Source organism: Pseudomonas cavernicola (genome assembly GCF_003596405.1).
Lineage (GTDB): Bacteria > Pseudomonadota > Gammaproteobacteria > Pseudomonadales > Pseudomonadaceae > Aquipseudomonas > Aquipseudomonas cavernicola.
The window spans coordinates 1,184,148-1,199,542 of sequence record NZ_QYUR01000002.1; the positions used below are offsets into that span (position 1 = coordinate 1,184,148).

Genomic DNA, 15,395 nt, shown 5'->3' on the forward strand with positions numbered 1-15,395 from the left:
CGACCAACAACCTCTCTGATCAAAAACAAATCACTCCTACTCCTTTATCTACCTTTATCTAGGGCGCAAGTGGTTGGAGTGAGCGCATCAGCCTGAGCCACAATCGGATTGCTCCCATGCTCCTGCGTGGGAGCAGAGCCTGTGACGCTCTGCGTCAGGTGCTCAGTCGGGACTGATCGATCAAATCATAAGGTGGACGCTGGAGCGTCGAAGGCTGCGTTCCCACGCGGAGCGTGGGAACGATCAAACGCACATGAATCGGATTGCTCCCATGCTCTGCGTGGGAGCAGAGCCTGTGACGCTCTGCGTCAGGTGCTCAGTCGGGACTAATCGATCAAATCATAAGGTGGACGCTGGAGCGTCGAAGGCTGCGTTCCCACGCGGAGCGTGGGAACGATCAATATCCTTTAGGGAAGGTTTCCCTAATACTTCATTCCGGCCCCCTTTATTCATGGCAGTAACAGTGGTTGAGGACGCTGTTACTGCGATGCTCTGCCCGATGCTCACCGCCCATGCAAAGATGGCTGTGTTGCGCGCGCTGCCGCGCCATGCTGAGTTCAGCGCAGCCCAGAGTGCGCAGTGCTTTCCTCCTGCCGAGAAGGACTCTGCCATGGCAAAACTCCCCAGCCTGAATGTTGGTCTCCGCCTGCTGCTGGCCTCCCAGGGGCTGGCACCGTTGGCGGTCAAGGTGCCGCTGGTGGTGCAACTGGGGCCGCTGCGCGCCGCGCAGATGGCACCGCACATGCCGCCGGCACAGCTGCGCGAGTTGATCATGGCGCTGCCCATCGAGTTCGCCGCCAAGACCACCACCCATCTCGATCCACGCCTGATACTCGAGGCCTATCTGAGTCTGCCGGATAGCCTGCACTTGGATGTAGCGCGTCAGCTCTGTATCGACCGCGCCTTCGCTACCGCGGCGCGTTACGCCGAGTGCCTGTCGGCACCGCAGCTCAAGGTGCTGATCTTCGGGCTCAACTCGCCGGAGAATGTGTTGCAGATCGCGCGGCACATCCAGGACATGGAGCTGATCGTGCAGAGCCTGCGCAGTTTCTCCAGCGGTTACCTGTGCAAGCTCACCGAGGCGGCGGCGGACGATGACAATATCGCCGTGTCGGTGCGGGTCATCGGTGGCCTGCCGTTGCAGCGCCAGGCCGATGTCTGCGCCGGCCTGCGTCCGGCGACCTTGATCGTGCTGCTGCTGGAATTGCTACGGGTCAGCGACCAAGCGTTGCGCGAATACCTGCCCGAGCGGGTGCTGGCGCAGCACGAGCCGCAGCCGGCGTGAGTTAGCCTGCCGCCATCCCGGCGCCGCAGTCGGGCGTGGTGATTGGGCCGAGGTAACGCATCAGCAGTCCGTAGGACAGCTCGACCTCCGCGGGCACCGGCAGGTACAGGCGGTGGCCATCGCCGGGCGCCACCGTCCTGCCCTCGCCCTGGCTGCTCTCCAGGGCCTCCAGGCGAAAACTCAGGTTGCCCTGCGGCGTCATCAGCTCCAGCTGATCGCCGACGGCGAAGCGGTTCTTCACCCGCACCTCGGCCAGGCCGTGGCGCCGTTCGCCGGTGAGCTCGCCGACGAACTGCTGGCGCTCGGATAGCGAGTGGCCGTGCTGGTAGTTCTGATACTCGTCATGCACATGCCGGCGCAGGAAGCCCTCGGTGTAACCGCGGTGGGCGAGCGACTCCAGCGCCGTCAGCAGCGTGCGGTCGAACGGCCGTCCGGCCACGGCATCGTCGATCGCCTTGCGGTACACCTGGGCGGTACGGGCCACGTAATAGTGAGACTTGGTGCGCCCCTCGATCTTCAGCGAATGCACGCCCATCTGCACCAGGCGCGGCACATGCTGCGCGGCGCGCAGGTCCTTGGAATTCATGATGTAGGTGCCGTGTTCATCCTCGTAGGCGGACATCGACTCGCCGGGGCGACTGGTGTCTTCCAGGAGGAAAACCTGCGTGGTCGGTGCGCCGCGGCCGAGGGTCGGCTCGCAGTGCCGGACGACCTCGCCCAGTTCGTTCTCCTGCCCGGGCTCGGCTTTGTACTGCCAGCGGCAGGCATTGGTGCAGGTGCCCTGGTTGGGATCGCGCTTGTTGATGTAACCGGACAGCAGGCAGCGCCCGGAATAGGCCATGCACAGCGCGCCGTGGACGAACACCTCGAGCTCCATGCCAGGAACCGCCTGGCGGATTTCCAGGATCTCCTCCAGCGACAGCTCGCGGGACAGGATCACCCGGCCCAGTCCCTGCTGCTGCCAGAACCTCACGCTGGCCCAGTTCACCGCATTGGCCTGCACCGACAGGTGGATCGGCATCTGCGGGAAGTGTTCGCGCACCAGCATGATCAGGCCGGGGTCGGACATGATCAGCGCATCCGGCGCCATGGCGATCACCGGCTTCAGGTCCTTGAGGAAGGTCTTCAACTTGGCGTTATGCGGCGCGATGTTCACCACCACATAGAAGCGCTTGCCCTGCCCGTGGGCCTCGGCAATGCCCAGGGCCAGATTGGCGTGATCGAACTCGTTGTTGCGTACCCGCAGGCTGTAGCGCGGTTGCCCGGCGTAGACCGCATCGGCGCCATAGGCGAAGGCGTAGCGCATGGCTTTCAAGGTGCCGGCGGGGGAGAGCAGTTCGGGTTGGTGGATCTGGGGCATGGCGCGGCTCTGCGAGTTGCGGGAGCCGCGAATTCTAGGGGGCCGTGCCAGATCCGCATTGCTCTGGAGCAATACTTGGTGGTGTGCTGCCCGGCTTTTGATCGTTCCCACGCTCGGCGTGGGAACGCAGCCTTCGACGCCCCGGCGTCCACCTTATGATTTGATTGATCGTCCCTACTGAGACCTGACGCAGAGCGTCACAGGCTCTGCTCCCACGCAGGAGCATGGGAGCAATCCGATTGTGGCTCAGCCTGATGCGCTCACTCCAGCCACTTGCGCCCTTGCAGTTCGAGTAGGCTCTGCGCTTGCTCTGGGCCGTTGGAGCCTGCCGAATAGGGGCGTGGGTTCTGGTAGTACTCGAGCCAGCCTTTGAGGATCGGGTCGACCCAGGTCCAGGCGGCTTCCACTTCATCGCGGCGCATGAACAGCGTCGAGTCGCCCTCGATCACGTCCAGCAGCAGCCGTTCGTATGCGTCCCAGCGACGTTTCTGGCGGAAGGCCTGGGCCAGGTTGAGGTCCAGCTCGACCGGCGCCAGGCGCATGCCTTTGCCGGGGGTTTTGCCCATCAGTTGCAGGCTGATGCGCTCTTCCGGTTGCAGGCGGATGAGCAGGCGATTGGGTTGGCTGCCGTCGAACAGGCGATGCGGCACTGGTTTGAACTGGATGACGATCTCCGTAGCCTTCTTCGCCATGCGCTTGCCGGTGCGCAGATAAAACGGCACGCCGGCCCAGCGCCAGTTGTCGATTTCGACCTGTAGGGCGACGAAGGTCTCGGTATCGCTGTCGTTGTCGACATTCTTCTCGAAGTAATAGGCCGGCACTTCCTGCCCGCCGATCTTCCCGGCGGTGTACTGGCCGCGCACGGTATTGTCCTGCACATCGAGGCCGCTGATCGGTTTGAGCGCCTGCAGAATCTTCAGCTTTTCGTTGCGTACCGCTTCGGCGTCGAAGCGCACCGGCGCCTCCATGGCCACCAGGCAGAGCAGTTGCAGCAGGTGGTTCTGGATCATGTCGCGCATGGCGCCAGAGCGGTCGTAGTAAGCGCCGCGATTTTCCACGCCGAGGGTTTCGCAGACGCTGATCTGCACATGATCGATATGCCCGGCGCGCCACACTGGCTCGAACAGGGCGTTGGCGAAGCGCAGCGCCATCAGGTTCTGCACTGTCTCTTTGCCCAGGTAGTGGTCGATACGAAACACCCGGGACTCATCGAACACTGCGCCGATCGCCGCGTTGATGGCTTTGGCCGACTCCAGCGAATGGCCGATCGGTTTTTCCAGGACGATGCGCGCGTGCGACCCGGCCAGGCCAGCGATGGCCAGGTGGGCGGCGATGTCTTCGAACAGGTCCGGCGCGGTCGCCAGGTAGTGAACCCGCACGCGGTGCTCAGCGTGCCCCAGGTGTTTGGCCAGACGGCCGAAGTCGGCGCTTTGTGAGGCGTCCATGGCGAAGTAGTCGAGGCGAGCGGCGAAGCTGCTCCAGGTCAGCGCATCGAAATCGGCGCGGGCGACCTGGGCCCGGCAGCGCCGTTCGGCCAACGCCTGGTAGGCCTCGCGAGCAAGCGCGGTGCGGGCCAGGGCGAGGATGCGTAGGTCAGGGTGCAGGCGGCCGTCGCGGTGCAGGTGATAGAGCGCCGGCAGCAGTTTGTGCAGGGCCAGATCACCGGTGCCGCCAAATACCAACATGTCACAGGGGATGGTCAACAAAGGCTCTCCGAGCGCGGTTTACCTGGGCGGGAGGCGGGTCATGTAGTATAACTACAAGCACGCTACAACCCGGCGTGCGCCGATCATAACTCATCAACAGAGCCCAGCCCCTTGAACCTCTTGCAACACATTGCCCAGTCACGTCATCTGTTACGAAAGTCGGAACTTAAGGTCGCCGATCACGTGCTGCTCGACCCCGCGGCGGTGATGCACAGTTCCATGGCCGATTTGGCGCACAGCGTTGGGATCAGCGAGCCAACCATCGTGCGTTTCTGCCGCGCCATCGGCTGCACCGGTTTCCAGGATCTCAAGCTGAAACTCGCGCAGAGCCTGGCGGCCGGCGCAAGTTTCGGCCAGTTCGCGATCCATGAAGACGACTCGGTCGCGGACTTCAGCCTGAAGATTTTCGACACTACCCTGCACACCCTGATCGAGGTGCGCGAAAAGCTCGACCCGAAGGCCTTACAACGCGCCATCGCGGCCTGTTCCCAGGCGCAGCGCGTGGAGTTCTACGGCTTTGGCGCCTCGGGTGCGGTGGCGGCGGATGCCCAGCACAAGTTCTTCCGGCTGTTGCTGACGGCGGCGGCCTATTCCGATCCGCACATGCAGGCGATGTCGGCGGTGACCCTGAAGCCGACCGATGTGGCCATCTGCATCTCGCAATCCGGGCGCTCCAAGGATTTGCTGATCACGGCCAACCTGGTGCGCGAAACCGGCGCGACCTTGATCACCCTGTGTCCGAGCCAAACGCCGCTGGCCGAGTTGTCCACGGTCAACCTGGCCATCGATGTGCAGGAAGACACCGAGATCTACACTCCGCTGACTTCCAGGATCGCCCACCTGGTGGTTATCGACGTACTGGCGATGGGCGTGGCCATGGCCCGTGGACCGAGCCTGGTCAATCACCTCAAGAGCGTGAAGCGCAGCTTGCGTAGCCTGCGACTGTCGCCGAAAACGGTGAAGGCGAGCGAAGACTGAAACCGCGTGGTCACCGCAGTTTCATTGCTCTGCCGTTAAAGCGTAACGCCCGCCGCCCATGCTGGTGCTCCCCGCACCTAGTCTTGGGAGATCCGATATGGCTCGTTATGTGGATGACTCGCAACAGTACGTCAGCACGGCGACTAAAACCCGCCGCCAGCAAGAAGACCAGCGCCGTATGGCCTACCGCCGCGCCATCGAGGACTTCGCCGAGCAACGCCGACTGCAGCAGGAGTTGCTCGACTTCCCCGAACTGATCGCCGCTAACTACCTGGATGCGGTCCGGGCAGCGTCCCGGCGAAACGCGCGGCCAGCGCGCTGATCTGCGTACGTTCGGCGCGGATAAACGCAAGAAACGCCTGACCTACCGGCGACACGCGTTTGCCACGGGCATGGACTACACACCAGCTGCGATAGAGCGGCAGCTCTTCGACTGCCAGCTCGCGGAGTAGGCCGGTGGCCAGTTCCAGGCTGACCGCGTGGCGCGGTAGCAGCGCCAGGCCGAGGCCGGCCGCCACGGATTCGCGCAGGGCATCCAGCGAGCCCACTTCAAGGGTCTGGGCGAAGTGGGCGTGCTTCTGCTGGAAGTACTCTTCGCAGGCCTTGCGCGTGCCGGAACCGGGCTCGCGGATCAGCAGCGGGTAGGGCTCCAGGTCTTTCAGGGTCAGTTGCCCGGCGCTGCACAGCGGATGGTCGGGCGGCGCCACGGCGACGATCGGGTTGTTCAGGAATGGCAGAAACTCCAGGGCCATGTCCTGCGGTACCAGCGACATGATGACCAAGTCGTCGCGGTTGTCGGCGAGACGTTTGATCACCTGGGCGCGGTTGACCACCGAGAGGTGCAGGTTGACCTCCGGGTGCTGGCGCTTGAAGGCGGCGAACAGGTGCGGCACGAAGTATTTGGCGCTGGATTCCACTGCCAGGTTGAGCTGGCCCTGCAGCGAGCCCTGCAAATCCGAGAGCTGCATATCGAGGTTTTCCAGACGCTGGAAAATATCCGCGCTGGCGCGTTTCAGCGCGTCGGCGGCGTCGGTCAGGTAGAGCTTTTTGCCGATGTACTCGAACAGCGGCTGACCCACCAGTTCCTCCAACTGACGAATTTGCAGGCTGACCGCCGGCTGGGTCAGGGCCATTTCCTCGGCCGCGCGGCTGTAGGAGCGGCTTTCGCAGACCGCGGTAAAAACCTGCAACTGGCGCAGGGTCATGCGCATCAATGACTTACGCACGGAATTCACCTGTTTATCTATGCTTGGTCGAACGACTATAAGCCTTTACTAATAGCTAACCCAATAATTATTGATTTTGGTTAATCGGCGCAGGGGGCTAGGGTAAATACGCGACTGGGAATTCGTTTCTCGGGCTCGCTCATGGGTCGACCGGCGGTAAGCGGTCGCCAGTTCACCAGGCCGAGGGAAACCTTCCGTGATCAAGAAAATCCTGATCGCTAACCGTGGCGAGATTGCCGTTCGTATCGTGCGCGCTTGCGCCGAGATGGGCATCCGCTCGGTGGCGGTTTATTCCGATGCCGACCGCATGGCGCTACACGTGAAGCGCGCCGACGAGGCCCACAGCATCGGCGCCGAGCCGTTGGCTGGCTACTTGAACCCGCGCAAGCTGGTCAATCTGGCGGTCGAGACCGGTTGCGATGCGTTGCACCCGGGCTATGGCTTCCTCTCCGAGAACGCTGAGCTGGCGGATATCTGCGCCGAGCGTGGGATCAAATTCATCGGTCCATCGGCCGAGGTGATTCGCCGCATGGGCGACAAGACCGAGGCGCGCCGCAGCATGATCGCCGCCGGCGTGCCGGTCACTCCGGGCACCAAAGGTAACGTCGCCGATATCGCCGAGGCCCTGAAGGAGGGCGAGCGCATCGGTTATCCGGTGATGCTCAAGGCCACTTCCGGTGGCGGCGGTCGCGGCATTCGCCGCTGCAACAGCCCCGAGGAGCTGGAGCAGGCTTTCCCGCGGGTGATCTCCGAGGCGACCAAGGCCTTCGGTTCGGCCGAGGTCTTTCTCGAGAAGTGCATCGTCAATCCCAAGCACATCGAGGCTCAGGTGCTGGCCGACAGCTTCGGCAGCACCGTGCACCTGTTCGAACGCGACTGCTCGATCCAGCGGCGCAACCAGAAACTCATCGAAATCGCCCCCAGCCCGCAACTGACGCCGGAACAGCGTGCCTACATCGGCGATCTGTCGGTGCGTGCGGCCAAGGCAGTGGGTTATGAGAACGCCGGCACCGTGGAGTTCCTGCTCGCCGAAGATGGCGAGCTGTACTTCATGGAGATGAACACCCGGGTGCAGGTGGAACACACCATCACCGAGGAAATCACCGGCATCGACATCGTCCGCGAGCAGATCCGCATCGCCTCCGGCCTGCCGCTGTCGGTGAAGCAGGAAGACATCCAGTACCGCGGCTTCGCCTTGCAGTTCCGGATCAACGCCGAGGACCCGAAGAACAACTTCCTGCCCTCGTTCGGCAAGATCACCCGTTACTACGCACCCGGCGGCCCCGGCGTGCGCACCGATACGGCGATCTACACCGGCTACACGATTCCCCCGTACTACGACTCCATGTGCCTGAAGCTGGTCGTCTGGGCGCTGACCTGGGAAGAGGCGATGGACCGCGGCCTGCGCGCCCTGGATGACATGCGCGTGCAAGGGGTGAAGACCACCGCCGCCTACTACCAGGAAATTCTGCGCAACCCGGAATTCCGCAGCGGCCAGTTCAACACCAGCTTCGTCGAGAGCCACCCGGAACTGACCGAGTACTCGATCAAGCGCAACCCATCGCACCTGGCCCTGGCCATCGCCACCGCCATCGCCGCCCACGCCGGCCTGTGAGGAACGAACCATGAGCAAGAAGATTTACGTTACCGACACCATCCTGCGTGACGCCCACCAATCGGTGATCGCCACCCGCATGCGCACCGAAGACATGCTGCCGATCTGCGACAAGCTCGACAAAGTCGGCTATTGGTCGCTGGAAGTCTGGGGCGGCGCGACCTTCGACGCCTGCGTGCGCTTCCTCAAGGAAGACCCCTGGGAGCGCCTGCGCAAACTGCGCGCGGCGCTGCCTAACACCCGTCTGCAAATGCTCCTGCGCGGGCAGAACCTGCTCGGCTACCGGCATTACAGCGATGACGTGGTCAAGGCCTTCGTCGCCAAGGCCGCAGTGAATGGCATCGACGTGTTCCGCATCTTCGACGCGATGAACGACGTGCGTAACCTGCGGGTATCCATCGAAGCGGTGAAAGCCGCTGGCAAGCACGCCCAGGGCACCATTTGCTACACCACCAGCCCGGTGCACACGGTCGAGGCCTTCGTCGCCCAGGCCAAGCAGATGGAAGCCATGGGTTGCGACTCGGTGGCGATCAAGGACATGGCCGGCCTGCTGACGCCCTACGCCACCGGCGAGCTGGTCAAGGCGCTGAAGGCCGAGCAGTCGCTGCCGGTGTTTATCCACTCGCATGACACCGCCGGCCTGGCCGCCATGTGCCAGCTCAAGGCAATCGAGAACGGCGCCGACCATATCGACACCGCGATCTCCAGCTTCGCCTGGGGCACCAGCCATCCGGGCACCGAGTCGATGGTCGCCGCGCTCAAGGGCAGCGAGTTCGACACCGGTCTGGATCTGCAACTGTTGCAGGAAATCGGTCTGTACTTCTACGCCGTGCGCAAGAAATACCACCAGTTCGAGAGCGAATTCACCGCGGTCGATACCCGCGTGCAAGTCAACCAGGTACCGGGCGGGATGATGTCCAACCTGGCCAACCAGCTGAAAGAGCAGGGCGCGCTGAGCCGTATCAACGAAGTGTTTGCCGAGATCCCGAAAGTCCGTGCAGACCTCGGTTTCCCGCCGCTGGTGACGCCGACTTCGCAGATCGTCGGCACCCAGGCGGTGTTCAACGTGCTGGCCGGCGAGCGCTACAAGACCATCACCAACGAAGTGAAGCTTTATCTGCAAGGCCGCTACGGGCGGGCCGCCGGCAAGGTCGATGAACAACTTCGGCGCCAGGCGATCGGCAATGAAGACGTGATCGATGTACGTCCGGCCGATCTGCTCAAGCCGGAACTGGCCAAGCTGCGCGAAGAAATCGGCGCCCTGGCCAAGTCCGAAGAGGATGTGCTGACCTACGCCATGTTCCCGGATATCGGTCGCAAGTTCCTCGAAGAGCGCGAGGCCGGCAGCCTGACCCCGGAAGCCTTGCTGCCGATTCCGGAAGCCGGCGGTGTGGCGGCGGCCAGCGGCGAGGGCGTGCCGACCGAGTTCATCATCGACGTACACGGTGAGAGCTACCGTGTGGATATCACTGGCGTCGGCGTGAAGACAGACGGCAAGCGGCACTTCTACCTGTCCCTCGATGGCATGCCGGAAGAGGTGGTGTTCGAGCCGCTCAACGAGTTCGTCGGTGCCGGCACCGGCAAGCGCAAGCACGCCAGCGCGCCGGGCCACGTCAGCACCACCATGCCGGGCAATATCGTCGATGTATTGGTCAAGGAAGGCGACACGGTGAAAGCCGGCCAGGCCGTGCTGATCAGCGAGGCGATGAAGATGGAAACCGAAATACAGGCACCCATCGCCGGCAAGGTCACGGCCATCCATGTGGTCAAGGGCGACCGCGTGAATCCGGGCGAAATCCTGGTCGAGATCGAAGGCTGAGTCAAAGGCTAAACAGAAGTCCCCTCGGGAGCCGCAAGGCTCCCTTTTTTTGCGCGGGTTTTCTGCGCTGTGGCGCGCTTCATCCCTCCCTCACCCCGCCGTCTTCCGCGGCGAGGGAGGAGTAAGGAGTGAATCCGTTGCTCCGCTCAGGTGCCCGATTTGATCTTGGTCCAGGCCCGGGTGCGGGCGCGCTCGGCCGCACGTGGCAAGGGCTCGAGGATGTACAGGGTCTTCTGCTGCTCGGCGGTGGGCGTCAGGTCATGGTTGTCGCGGATTGCCGCACCGACCAGCGGCATGGCGTCCTGGTTCGGGTTAGGGTAGCCGAGGAAGTCGCTGATCGGCGCGATCACGTCCGGCTTGAGCAGGTTGTTGAGGAACTCATGGGCCTCGTCGATGTTCTTCGCATCCTTGGGAATGGCGAAGGTGTCGAACCAGATCGGCGCGCCTTCCTTGGGCAGACGCCAGTCGATCACCACGCCGCTGCCGGCTTCCTTGGCGCGATTGGCAAACTGGTAGAAGCTGCCGGAATAGCCGACCGCCACGCAGATGTCGCCGTTGGCGATGTCGGTCATGTACTTGGCCGAATGGAAGTAGGCGATGTAGGGGCGGATCTTCAGCATCAGCGCGGCGGCCTTGTCGTAGTCCTTGGGCTCGCTGCTGTTCGGCGGCAGGCCGAGGTAGTGCAGGGCCAGCGGCAGGATCTCCGACGGCGAGTCGAGCAGGGCGACGCCGCACTGCTTGAGCTTGCTGATGTTCTCTTCCTTGAAGATCAGGTCCCAGCTGTCCACCGGCGCGTCGTCGCCGAGCGCAGCCTTGACCTTGGCCGGATTGAAGCCGATCAGCACGGTGCCGTACATGTAGGGCACGCCGTACTGGTTGCCCGGATCGTTGGCGGCGAGCAACTTGAGCAGCGCCGGATCGAGGTGCTGCCAGTTGGGCAGCTTGCTGTGGTCGAGCTTCTGGAAGGCGCCGGCCTCGATCTGCTTGGCCAGGAACATGTTCGACGGCACCACCAAGTCGTAGCCGGAGTTGCCGGTGAGCAGCTTGGCCTCCAGTGCCTCGTTGGTGTCGAAGATGTCCCAGGTCAGCTTGATGCCGGACTGCTTTTTGAAGTCGGTTAGGGTCTGCGGCAGTATGTAGTCGGCCCAGTTGTAGACGCGCAGTTCTCGCTGTTCGGCCTGCACCGCGCCGCCGAGCAGGCCGCTGGCCAGGAGAGTGGTGCCCAGCAGGAGTTTGAGTCTGTTCATGTCTGCTTCCTTAAAAGGTCTTCGCGGTTGAGTCGCTATGGGTGCGGGCGCGCGTCAGGCGCCGTCGAAACCTTCCAGCACATTACTGTGGATAGTCAGCGCTTTATTGTTCTCCTCGGGGGCCAGATGGTGTTCGCCATTCTTCGTGCTGGACTGGCTGGGGAAAATGCTGCGCCAGGCCAAAAAGGGATCAATAAGGTCAATTTTTCTGACCGCATCGAAACCATCGGATTAAGGGACGAACGCGCCCGCGCCGCCAGCAGAAGCTCAGCGAAAGCATCGCCCCGCCCCAGCTGACCCCGAATAACGCGCCTGCAGATGCCCCTGCGCGGGTAGAGCCTGCACGGCTGCTGAAATTATAGCGCTGACGCGGTTTAGGCTTTCGTCACCAAGGCGGCGGTGAACGGCATCGACCTGTTCCGCCCCAGCAGTGCGCCGCTCTCAGCCGTTGCGTAGTGCCGCCAAGGTTTGCCGTTGTTGGCCGGCAGCATCGAAGTTCTCTGCCGCCAGCCAGCGCTCGAAGGCGCGCCGCACGGCCGGCCATTCGCTATCGAGCATGGCGTACCAGGCGGTGTCGCGGTTGCGATCCTTGATCACCATGTGCTGGCGGAACAACCCCTCGTATCCGAAGCCAAAGCGCTCGGCGGCACGTTTCGAGCGGGCGTTCTGCGCGTTGCACTTCCATTCCAGGCGGCGGTAACCCAGCTCGAAGGCGTATTTGGCTAACAGGTAAATCACCTCGCTCGCCTGCGCGGTGCGCTGCATGGCGCGGCCGTAGCAGATATTGCCGATCTCGATGCTGCCATGGGCCGGGACGATGTTGAGAAAACTGAGCAAGCCTTGGGCGCTTGCGCTGGCCAGGTCGATCACCGTGTAGAACAACGGATTGCTGGTCGCCGCATTGCCGGCCAGCCAGGCGTCGAAGGCGCTGCGCTCGCTGAACGGGCCATACGCCATGTAGTCCCAGAGCGCCGGGTCGGACTGCGGGCCTTGCAAGGCTTGCCATAAATCGTTGCCGTGGCGGGCCGGGTCGAGGGGTTCCAGGCGTACGCGCTGGCCGCTCAACGGCTGACGCTCAGGGGGGTTGGCTGGCTGCCAGTGCAGTAAAGGCTCGTTCGACATGGCGGGTTCTCGTGGTGGTGATTAAGGCATGCGGCCCGTTAAGGCAGGAGCTTGCGGTACTGAATGAAGCCAGAGCGCTCGGCGATGCGCTCGTACAACTGAATGGCGGTGTGATTGCTTTCGTGGGTCAGCCAGTGCACTCGCGAGGCGCCGGCGGCATGCGCTTGCTCGTAAACGTGTTCGATCAGTTGCCGGCCGATGCCGGCGGTACGCTGACCTTCGCCGACGAACAGATCCTGCAGGTAACAGTAGTCGCCGGGCGTCCAGCAGGAGCGATGAAAGATCCAGTGCACCAGGCCGACGGCGCGCTCGTCCTGCCAGGCCAGCGCGGCATGCATAGGCTCGGTCGGATCGAGGAAACGCTGCCAGGTGACGGCGCTGGTGCCGGCGGGAATCTCGGCCTTGTAGAACGCTTGATAACCCTGCCAGAGCGGCAGCCAGGCGGCGTGGTCGTCCTGGCCGATGGGGCGGATAGTGAGTGTGGTCATAGTCTGTTCTCGTAGGTTGGTGCTGAGCCAAAGGCGATGCCCAACAACCGGCCTGTAAGGCCGGGCTTTCATGTTCAAGACCGCATATAGGAGTCGCCGACTCCTTGTTGGGCATCGCTACGTTCAGCACCAACCTACGAAGCCCCTTTTGCACATTCGGCCATCCGCGCCGCCAGTGCGACCTCACTCGCCAAGGCGCTGCCGGCCAGTTGCTCGCGCACGCCAGCGCGGTCTTCCTGGCTACGGTTCTGGCTGAGTTTCCATTTGCCTTCCAGGCGCTCGATCGGCAGGGAGAAGCCGACGATGGCACGCAGCATGCTGTCCAGATAGTCCGCCGGCGCATCGCTGAGCGACCAGGGCTGCGCCCGGCCTTGTTCGTGCTGCCGAGTCAGTTGCGCCAGCAGTTCGCGCAGGCGCTGCGGGTCGTCGTAGACCTCGGCATGGCCATAGGCGTGTACGGCGATGTAGTTCCAGGTCGGCACTGCTTTGCCGTGCTCGGCCTTGCTCGGGTAATAGCTGGGGCTGACGTAGGCTTGCGGCCCAGGGAAGATAACCATGGCCTCGGCGCCGGCCGCGAGGCTTCGCCAGTGCGGGTTGGCCCGAGCGAAGTGGCCTTTCAAGGTGCCGAAGCGACCCTCTTCAGGGCTCAGCAGCAGCGGCAGGTGGCTGCTTTCGAAGCCGTTCGCGCCGTGGCTCAGTAGGATCGCCAAAGGCGTTTGCGCGATCTGTGTATGCAGTGTGGGCAGGTCTTCTTCGCGGAATGCGGGCGGCAGGTACATGGCAGTTCTCCGGCGGGATGAATGCATCCTAGGCCGGCTATTGGTCTGTTGTAAGAGCCATTAATGGCAATTTTCATTGGGCCAATTTAGGCTGTGACGGTCACCTATAGGTCAGCCGTCCATGCCTCCGAACGCACCGCGCCCGCCGTTGCCGCTCGATCCCTCGGGCATTCATCTTGACCGCCGCCAAGGCTTGTCCCGTCAGCTGTATCAGGCGTTGCGCGAGCGCATTCTCGGCGGTCAGCTGAGCAGTCGCGTGCGCCTGCCGGCCAGCCGTGATCTGGCGGCGGCGCTAGGCGTATCGCGCAATACCGTGGTGCGCGCCTACGACCAGCTATATGCCGAGGGCTATCTCGAGGGGCGCATTGGCGATGGCACCTATGTGGCGGAGTTAGCCAGCAGCGCCGCGCCGCCCAGCCCATCCGCGCCGGCGGCCAGTGCGCTGCACACGAGTCTGCTCAGGCGCTTGCAGAACAACCGCTTGCCCGCCCCGCGAGCCGGTGCGCCCCGAGCCTTTCGCGTCGGCATCGCGGCGTTCGACCTGTTTCCTTTCGACATCTGGGCACGTTTGCAATCCAACTTCTGGCGTCATCCGCCCCTGGAGCGCCTGGGTTATGCCGAGGCTGCAGGCGACCCGCAGTTGCGCGAGCTGATCGCCGCCTACCTGCGCAATAGTCGCGGTCTGATCTGCGATCCAGCGCAGGTCATCATCACCAGTGGCGCCCAGCAGGCCATCAGCCTGTGTGCCCAGGTATTGCTGGAAGTGGGCGATGGCGTGGCGGTGGAAAACCCTGGTTATCGCGCTGCCGGACATGCCTTTGCGCTTGCCGGCGCGTGGCTGCATGGGGTCGCGGTCGACCAGGACGGTCTGGACACCACGCAACTGGCGGCACTAAAGGATTGCCGGCTGGCTTATGTGACGCCTTCGCATCAGTACCCAACCGGCGTCACCTTGTCCCTGCCACGGCGTTTGGAGTTGCTGGAGTGGGCCGAGCGCGAGCAGGCCTGGATCGTCGAGGACGATTACGACGGCGAATACCGGTATCGCGGTACGCCGCTGTCACCCTTGGCCGCGCTCGATCGGCAGGGCCGTGTGCTGTACGTCGGGACCTTCTCGAAGATCGCTTTTCCTGGCCTGCGCCTGGGGTATCTGGTGGTGCCGCCAGCCTTGGCCGACGCCTTTACGCAGCTGCGCGCGCTAGGCGTACGGCACTCGGAAATCGGCACTCAGGCGGTGATGGCCGAGTTCATCGCTGCTGGGCATTTCCAGCGGCATATCCGTCGGATGCGCCGGGCTGCGCGTTCGCGTCGAGATGCGCTGCTCCGCGACTGGCCGGAACAGATTGCCGGTTGTCAGCCGTTACCGGTGGTGGATGCCGGCCTGCATCTGAGCGTGCGGGTGGCCAGTCGGACGCGCGAGTGCGAGCTGATCGAGCAGGCGGCGGCGGTCGGGGTCGAGCTGAATGGCTTGAGCGATTACTGGCTGGCGGATTCGCCGGGCACGGAAGACGAGCGGGCCGGGCTGGTGCTGGGTTTTGCCGGGGTCGATGAAGCCAGGATTGCCGTGGCCCTGCAGGCGCTGCGTAAGGTCTGGGCATGAAAAGGTTATTGTAGGAGCGAGCTCTGCTCGCGAAGCTCTTCGGGCAAAATCATCGCGAGCAGAGCTCGCTCCTACAGGTTTTGCGCATTTCCAATTGAGACAGAGGCATAAAAAAAGGAGATGAGGGCTGGCCTCATCTCCTGAATGGCGAGGGGAGAGTGATCCCCTTA

14 protein-coding genes are annotated in these 15,395 nt (G+C 63.3%); 6 read left to right on the forward strand and 8 right to left on the reverse strand.

Features of this window, described 5'->3' with window-relative positions:
- Positions 1-610: 610 nt before the first annotated feature.
- Positions 611-1,285, forward strand: a complete 675-nt coding sequence (locus tag D3879_RS05830; protein WP_119954901.1) for a hypothetical protein — start codon at positions 611-613, stop codon at positions 1,283-1,285.
- A 1-nt stretch (position 1,286) separates the two neighbouring features.
- On the opposite strand, the gene trhP is transcribed toward D3879_RS05830, so the two are convergent.
- Complete coding sequence (gene trhP / locus D3879_RS05835) at positions 1,287-2,645, reverse strand: prephenate-dependent tRNA uridine(34) hydroxylase TrhP (RefSeq protein WP_119953123.1); 1,359 nt, start codon at positions 2,643-2,645, stop codon at positions 1,287-1,289.
- A gap of 260 nt (positions 2,646-2,905) precedes the next feature.
- Entirely contained in the window at positions 2,906-4,330 is a 1,425-nt protein-coding gene (zwf, locus tag D3879_RS05840) for a glucose-6-phosphate dehydrogenase (RefSeq protein ID WP_218567830.1), read from the reverse strand.
- Positions 4,331-4,462: 132 nt separating this feature from the next.
- On the opposite strand from zwf, the gene hexR reads away from it, so the two are divergent.
- Positions 4,463-5,329, forward strand: coding sequence for a transcriptional regulator HexR (gene hexR, locus D3879_RS05845; RefSeq protein WP_119953124.1), 867 nt, complete (start codon positions 4,463-4,465; stop codon positions 5,327-5,329).
- Between the two features lie 97 nt (positions 5,330-5,426).
- On the forward strand, positions 5,427-5,651 hold the full coding sequence (locus tag D3879_RS05850) for a PA3496 family putative envelope integrity protein (protein ID WP_119953125.1): 225 nt from the start codon (positions 5,427-5,429) through the stop codon (positions 5,649-5,651).
- Here D3879_RS05850 and D3879_RS05855 read toward each other — a convergent pair.
- Positions 5,593-6,540, reverse strand: coding sequence for a LysR family transcriptional regulator (locus tag D3879_RS05855; protein ID WP_119953126.1), 948 nt, complete (start codon positions 6,538-6,540; stop codon positions 5,593-5,595). The genes D3879_RS05850 and D3879_RS05855 overlap by 59 nt on opposite strands.
- Positions 6,541-6,751: 211 nt before the next feature.
- On the opposite strand from D3879_RS05855, the gene D3879_RS05860 reads away from it, so the two are divergent.
- Both D3879_RS05860 and oadA read left to right on the forward strand, forming a co-directional pair.
- A complete protein-coding gene (locus tag D3879_RS05860) occupies positions 6,752-8,170 on the forward strand; it encodes an acetyl-CoA carboxylase biotin carboxylase subunit (protein ID WP_119953127.1) in 1,419 nt (472 codons plus the stop codon).
- Between the two features lie 10 nt (positions 8,171-8,180).
- Positions 8,181-9,989: a sodium-extruding oxaloacetate decarboxylase subunit alpha gene (oadA, locus tag D3879_RS05865; RefSeq protein ID WP_119953128.1), complete on the forward strand. Its 1,809-nt coding sequence runs from the start codon at positions 8,181-8,183 to the stop codon at positions 9,987-9,989.
- Between the two features lie 146 nt (positions 9,990-10,135).
- On the opposite strand, the gene D3879_RS05870 is transcribed toward oadA, so the two are convergent.
- From D3879_RS05870 to D3879_RS05885, 5 genes are all read right to left on the reverse strand, one after another.
- The gene (locus D3879_RS05870) at positions 10,136-11,236 is read right to left on the reverse strand and encodes a polyamine ABC transporter substrate-binding protein (RefSeq protein WP_119953129.1); all 1,101 of its coding nucleotides are present in this window, start codon (positions 11,234-11,236) and stop codon (positions 10,136-10,138) included.
- Positions 11,237-11,290: 54 nt separating this feature from the next.
- Entirely contained in the window at positions 11,291-11,419 is a 129-nt protein-coding gene (locus D3879_RS27425; RefSeq protein WP_274381356.1) for a hypothetical protein, read from the reverse strand.
- Between the two features lie 258 nt (positions 11,420-11,677).
- The gene (locus D3879_RS05875) at positions 11,678-12,358 is read right to left on the reverse strand and encodes a GNAT family N-acetyltransferase (protein ID WP_119953130.1); all 681 of its coding nucleotides are present in this window, start codon (positions 12,356-12,358) and stop codon (positions 11,678-11,680) included.
- A gap of 38 nt (positions 12,359-12,396) precedes the next feature.
- Positions 12,397-12,846, reverse strand: coding sequence for a GNAT family N-acetyltransferase (locus D3879_RS05880; RefSeq protein ID WP_119953131.1), 450 nt, complete (start codon positions 12,844-12,846; stop codon positions 12,397-12,399).
- A gap of 134 nt (positions 12,847-12,980) precedes the next feature.
- Entirely contained in the window at positions 12,981-13,625 is a 645-nt protein-coding gene (locus D3879_RS05885; protein ID WP_119953132.1) for an FMN-binding negative transcriptional regulator, read from the reverse strand.
- A gap of 121 nt (positions 13,626-13,746) precedes the next feature.
- Here D3879_RS05885 and pdxR point away from each other — a divergent pair, with 121 nt between their 5' ends.
- Positions 13,747-15,225 carry a MocR-like pyridoxine biosynthesis transcription factor PdxR gene (gene pdxR / locus D3879_RS05890; protein ID WP_119953133.1) on the forward strand — a complete coding sequence of 493 codons (1,479 nt, stop codon included), beginning with the start codon at positions 13,747-13,749 and terminating at the stop codon, positions 15,223-15,225.
- The last annotated feature ends 170 nt before the right edge of the window (positions 15,226-15,395 follow it).

What these genes read in the sequence shown, in the direction of transcription:
- zwf (WP_218567830.1), bottom strand. Translation starts at nt 4,330, where the DNA reads ATGTTGGTATTTGGCGGCACCGGTGATCTGGCCCTGCACAAACTGCTG.
- D3879_RS05850 (WP_119953125.1), top strand. Translation starts at nt 5,427, where the DNA reads ATGGCTCGTTATGTGGATGACTCGCAACAGTACGTCAGCACGGCGACT.
- D3879_RS05855 (WP_119953126.1), bottom strand. Translation starts at nt 6,540, where the DNA reads ATGCGCATGACCCTGCGCCAGTTGCAGGTTTTTACCGCGGTCTGCGAA.
- D3879_RS05885 (WP_119953132.1), bottom strand. Translation starts at nt 13,625, where the DNA reads ATGTACCTGCCGCCCGCATTCCGCGAAGAAGACCTGCCCACACTGCAT.
- D3879_RS05870 (WP_119953129.1), bottom strand. Translation starts at nt 11,236, where the DNA reads ATGAACAGACTCAAACTCCTGCTGGGCACCACTCTCCTGGCCAGCGGC.
- D3879_RS05875 (WP_119953130.1), bottom strand. Translation starts at nt 12,358, where the DNA reads ATGTCGAACGAGCCTTTACTGCACTGGCAGCCAGCCAACCCCCCTGAG.
- pdxR (WP_119953133.1), top strand. Translation starts at nt 13,747, where the DNA reads ATGCCTCCGAACGCACCGCGCCCGCCGTTGCCGCTCGATCCCTCGGGC.
- trhP (WP_119953123.1), bottom strand. Translation starts at nt 2,645, where the DNA reads ATGCCCCAGATCCACCAACCCGAACTGCTCTCCCCCGCCGGCACCTTG.
- D3879_RS05880 (WP_119953131.1), bottom strand. Translation starts at nt 12,846, where the DNA reads ATGACCACACTCACTATCCGCCCCATCGGCCAGGACGACCACGCCGCC.
- D3879_RS05830 (WP_119954901.1), top strand. Translation starts at nt 611, where the DNA reads ATGGCAAAACTCCCCAGCCTGAATGTTGGTCTCCGCCTGCTGCTGGCC.
- oadA (WP_119953128.1), top strand. Translation starts at nt 8,181, where the DNA reads ATGAGCAAGAAGATTTACGTTACCGACACCATCCTGCGTGACGCCCAC.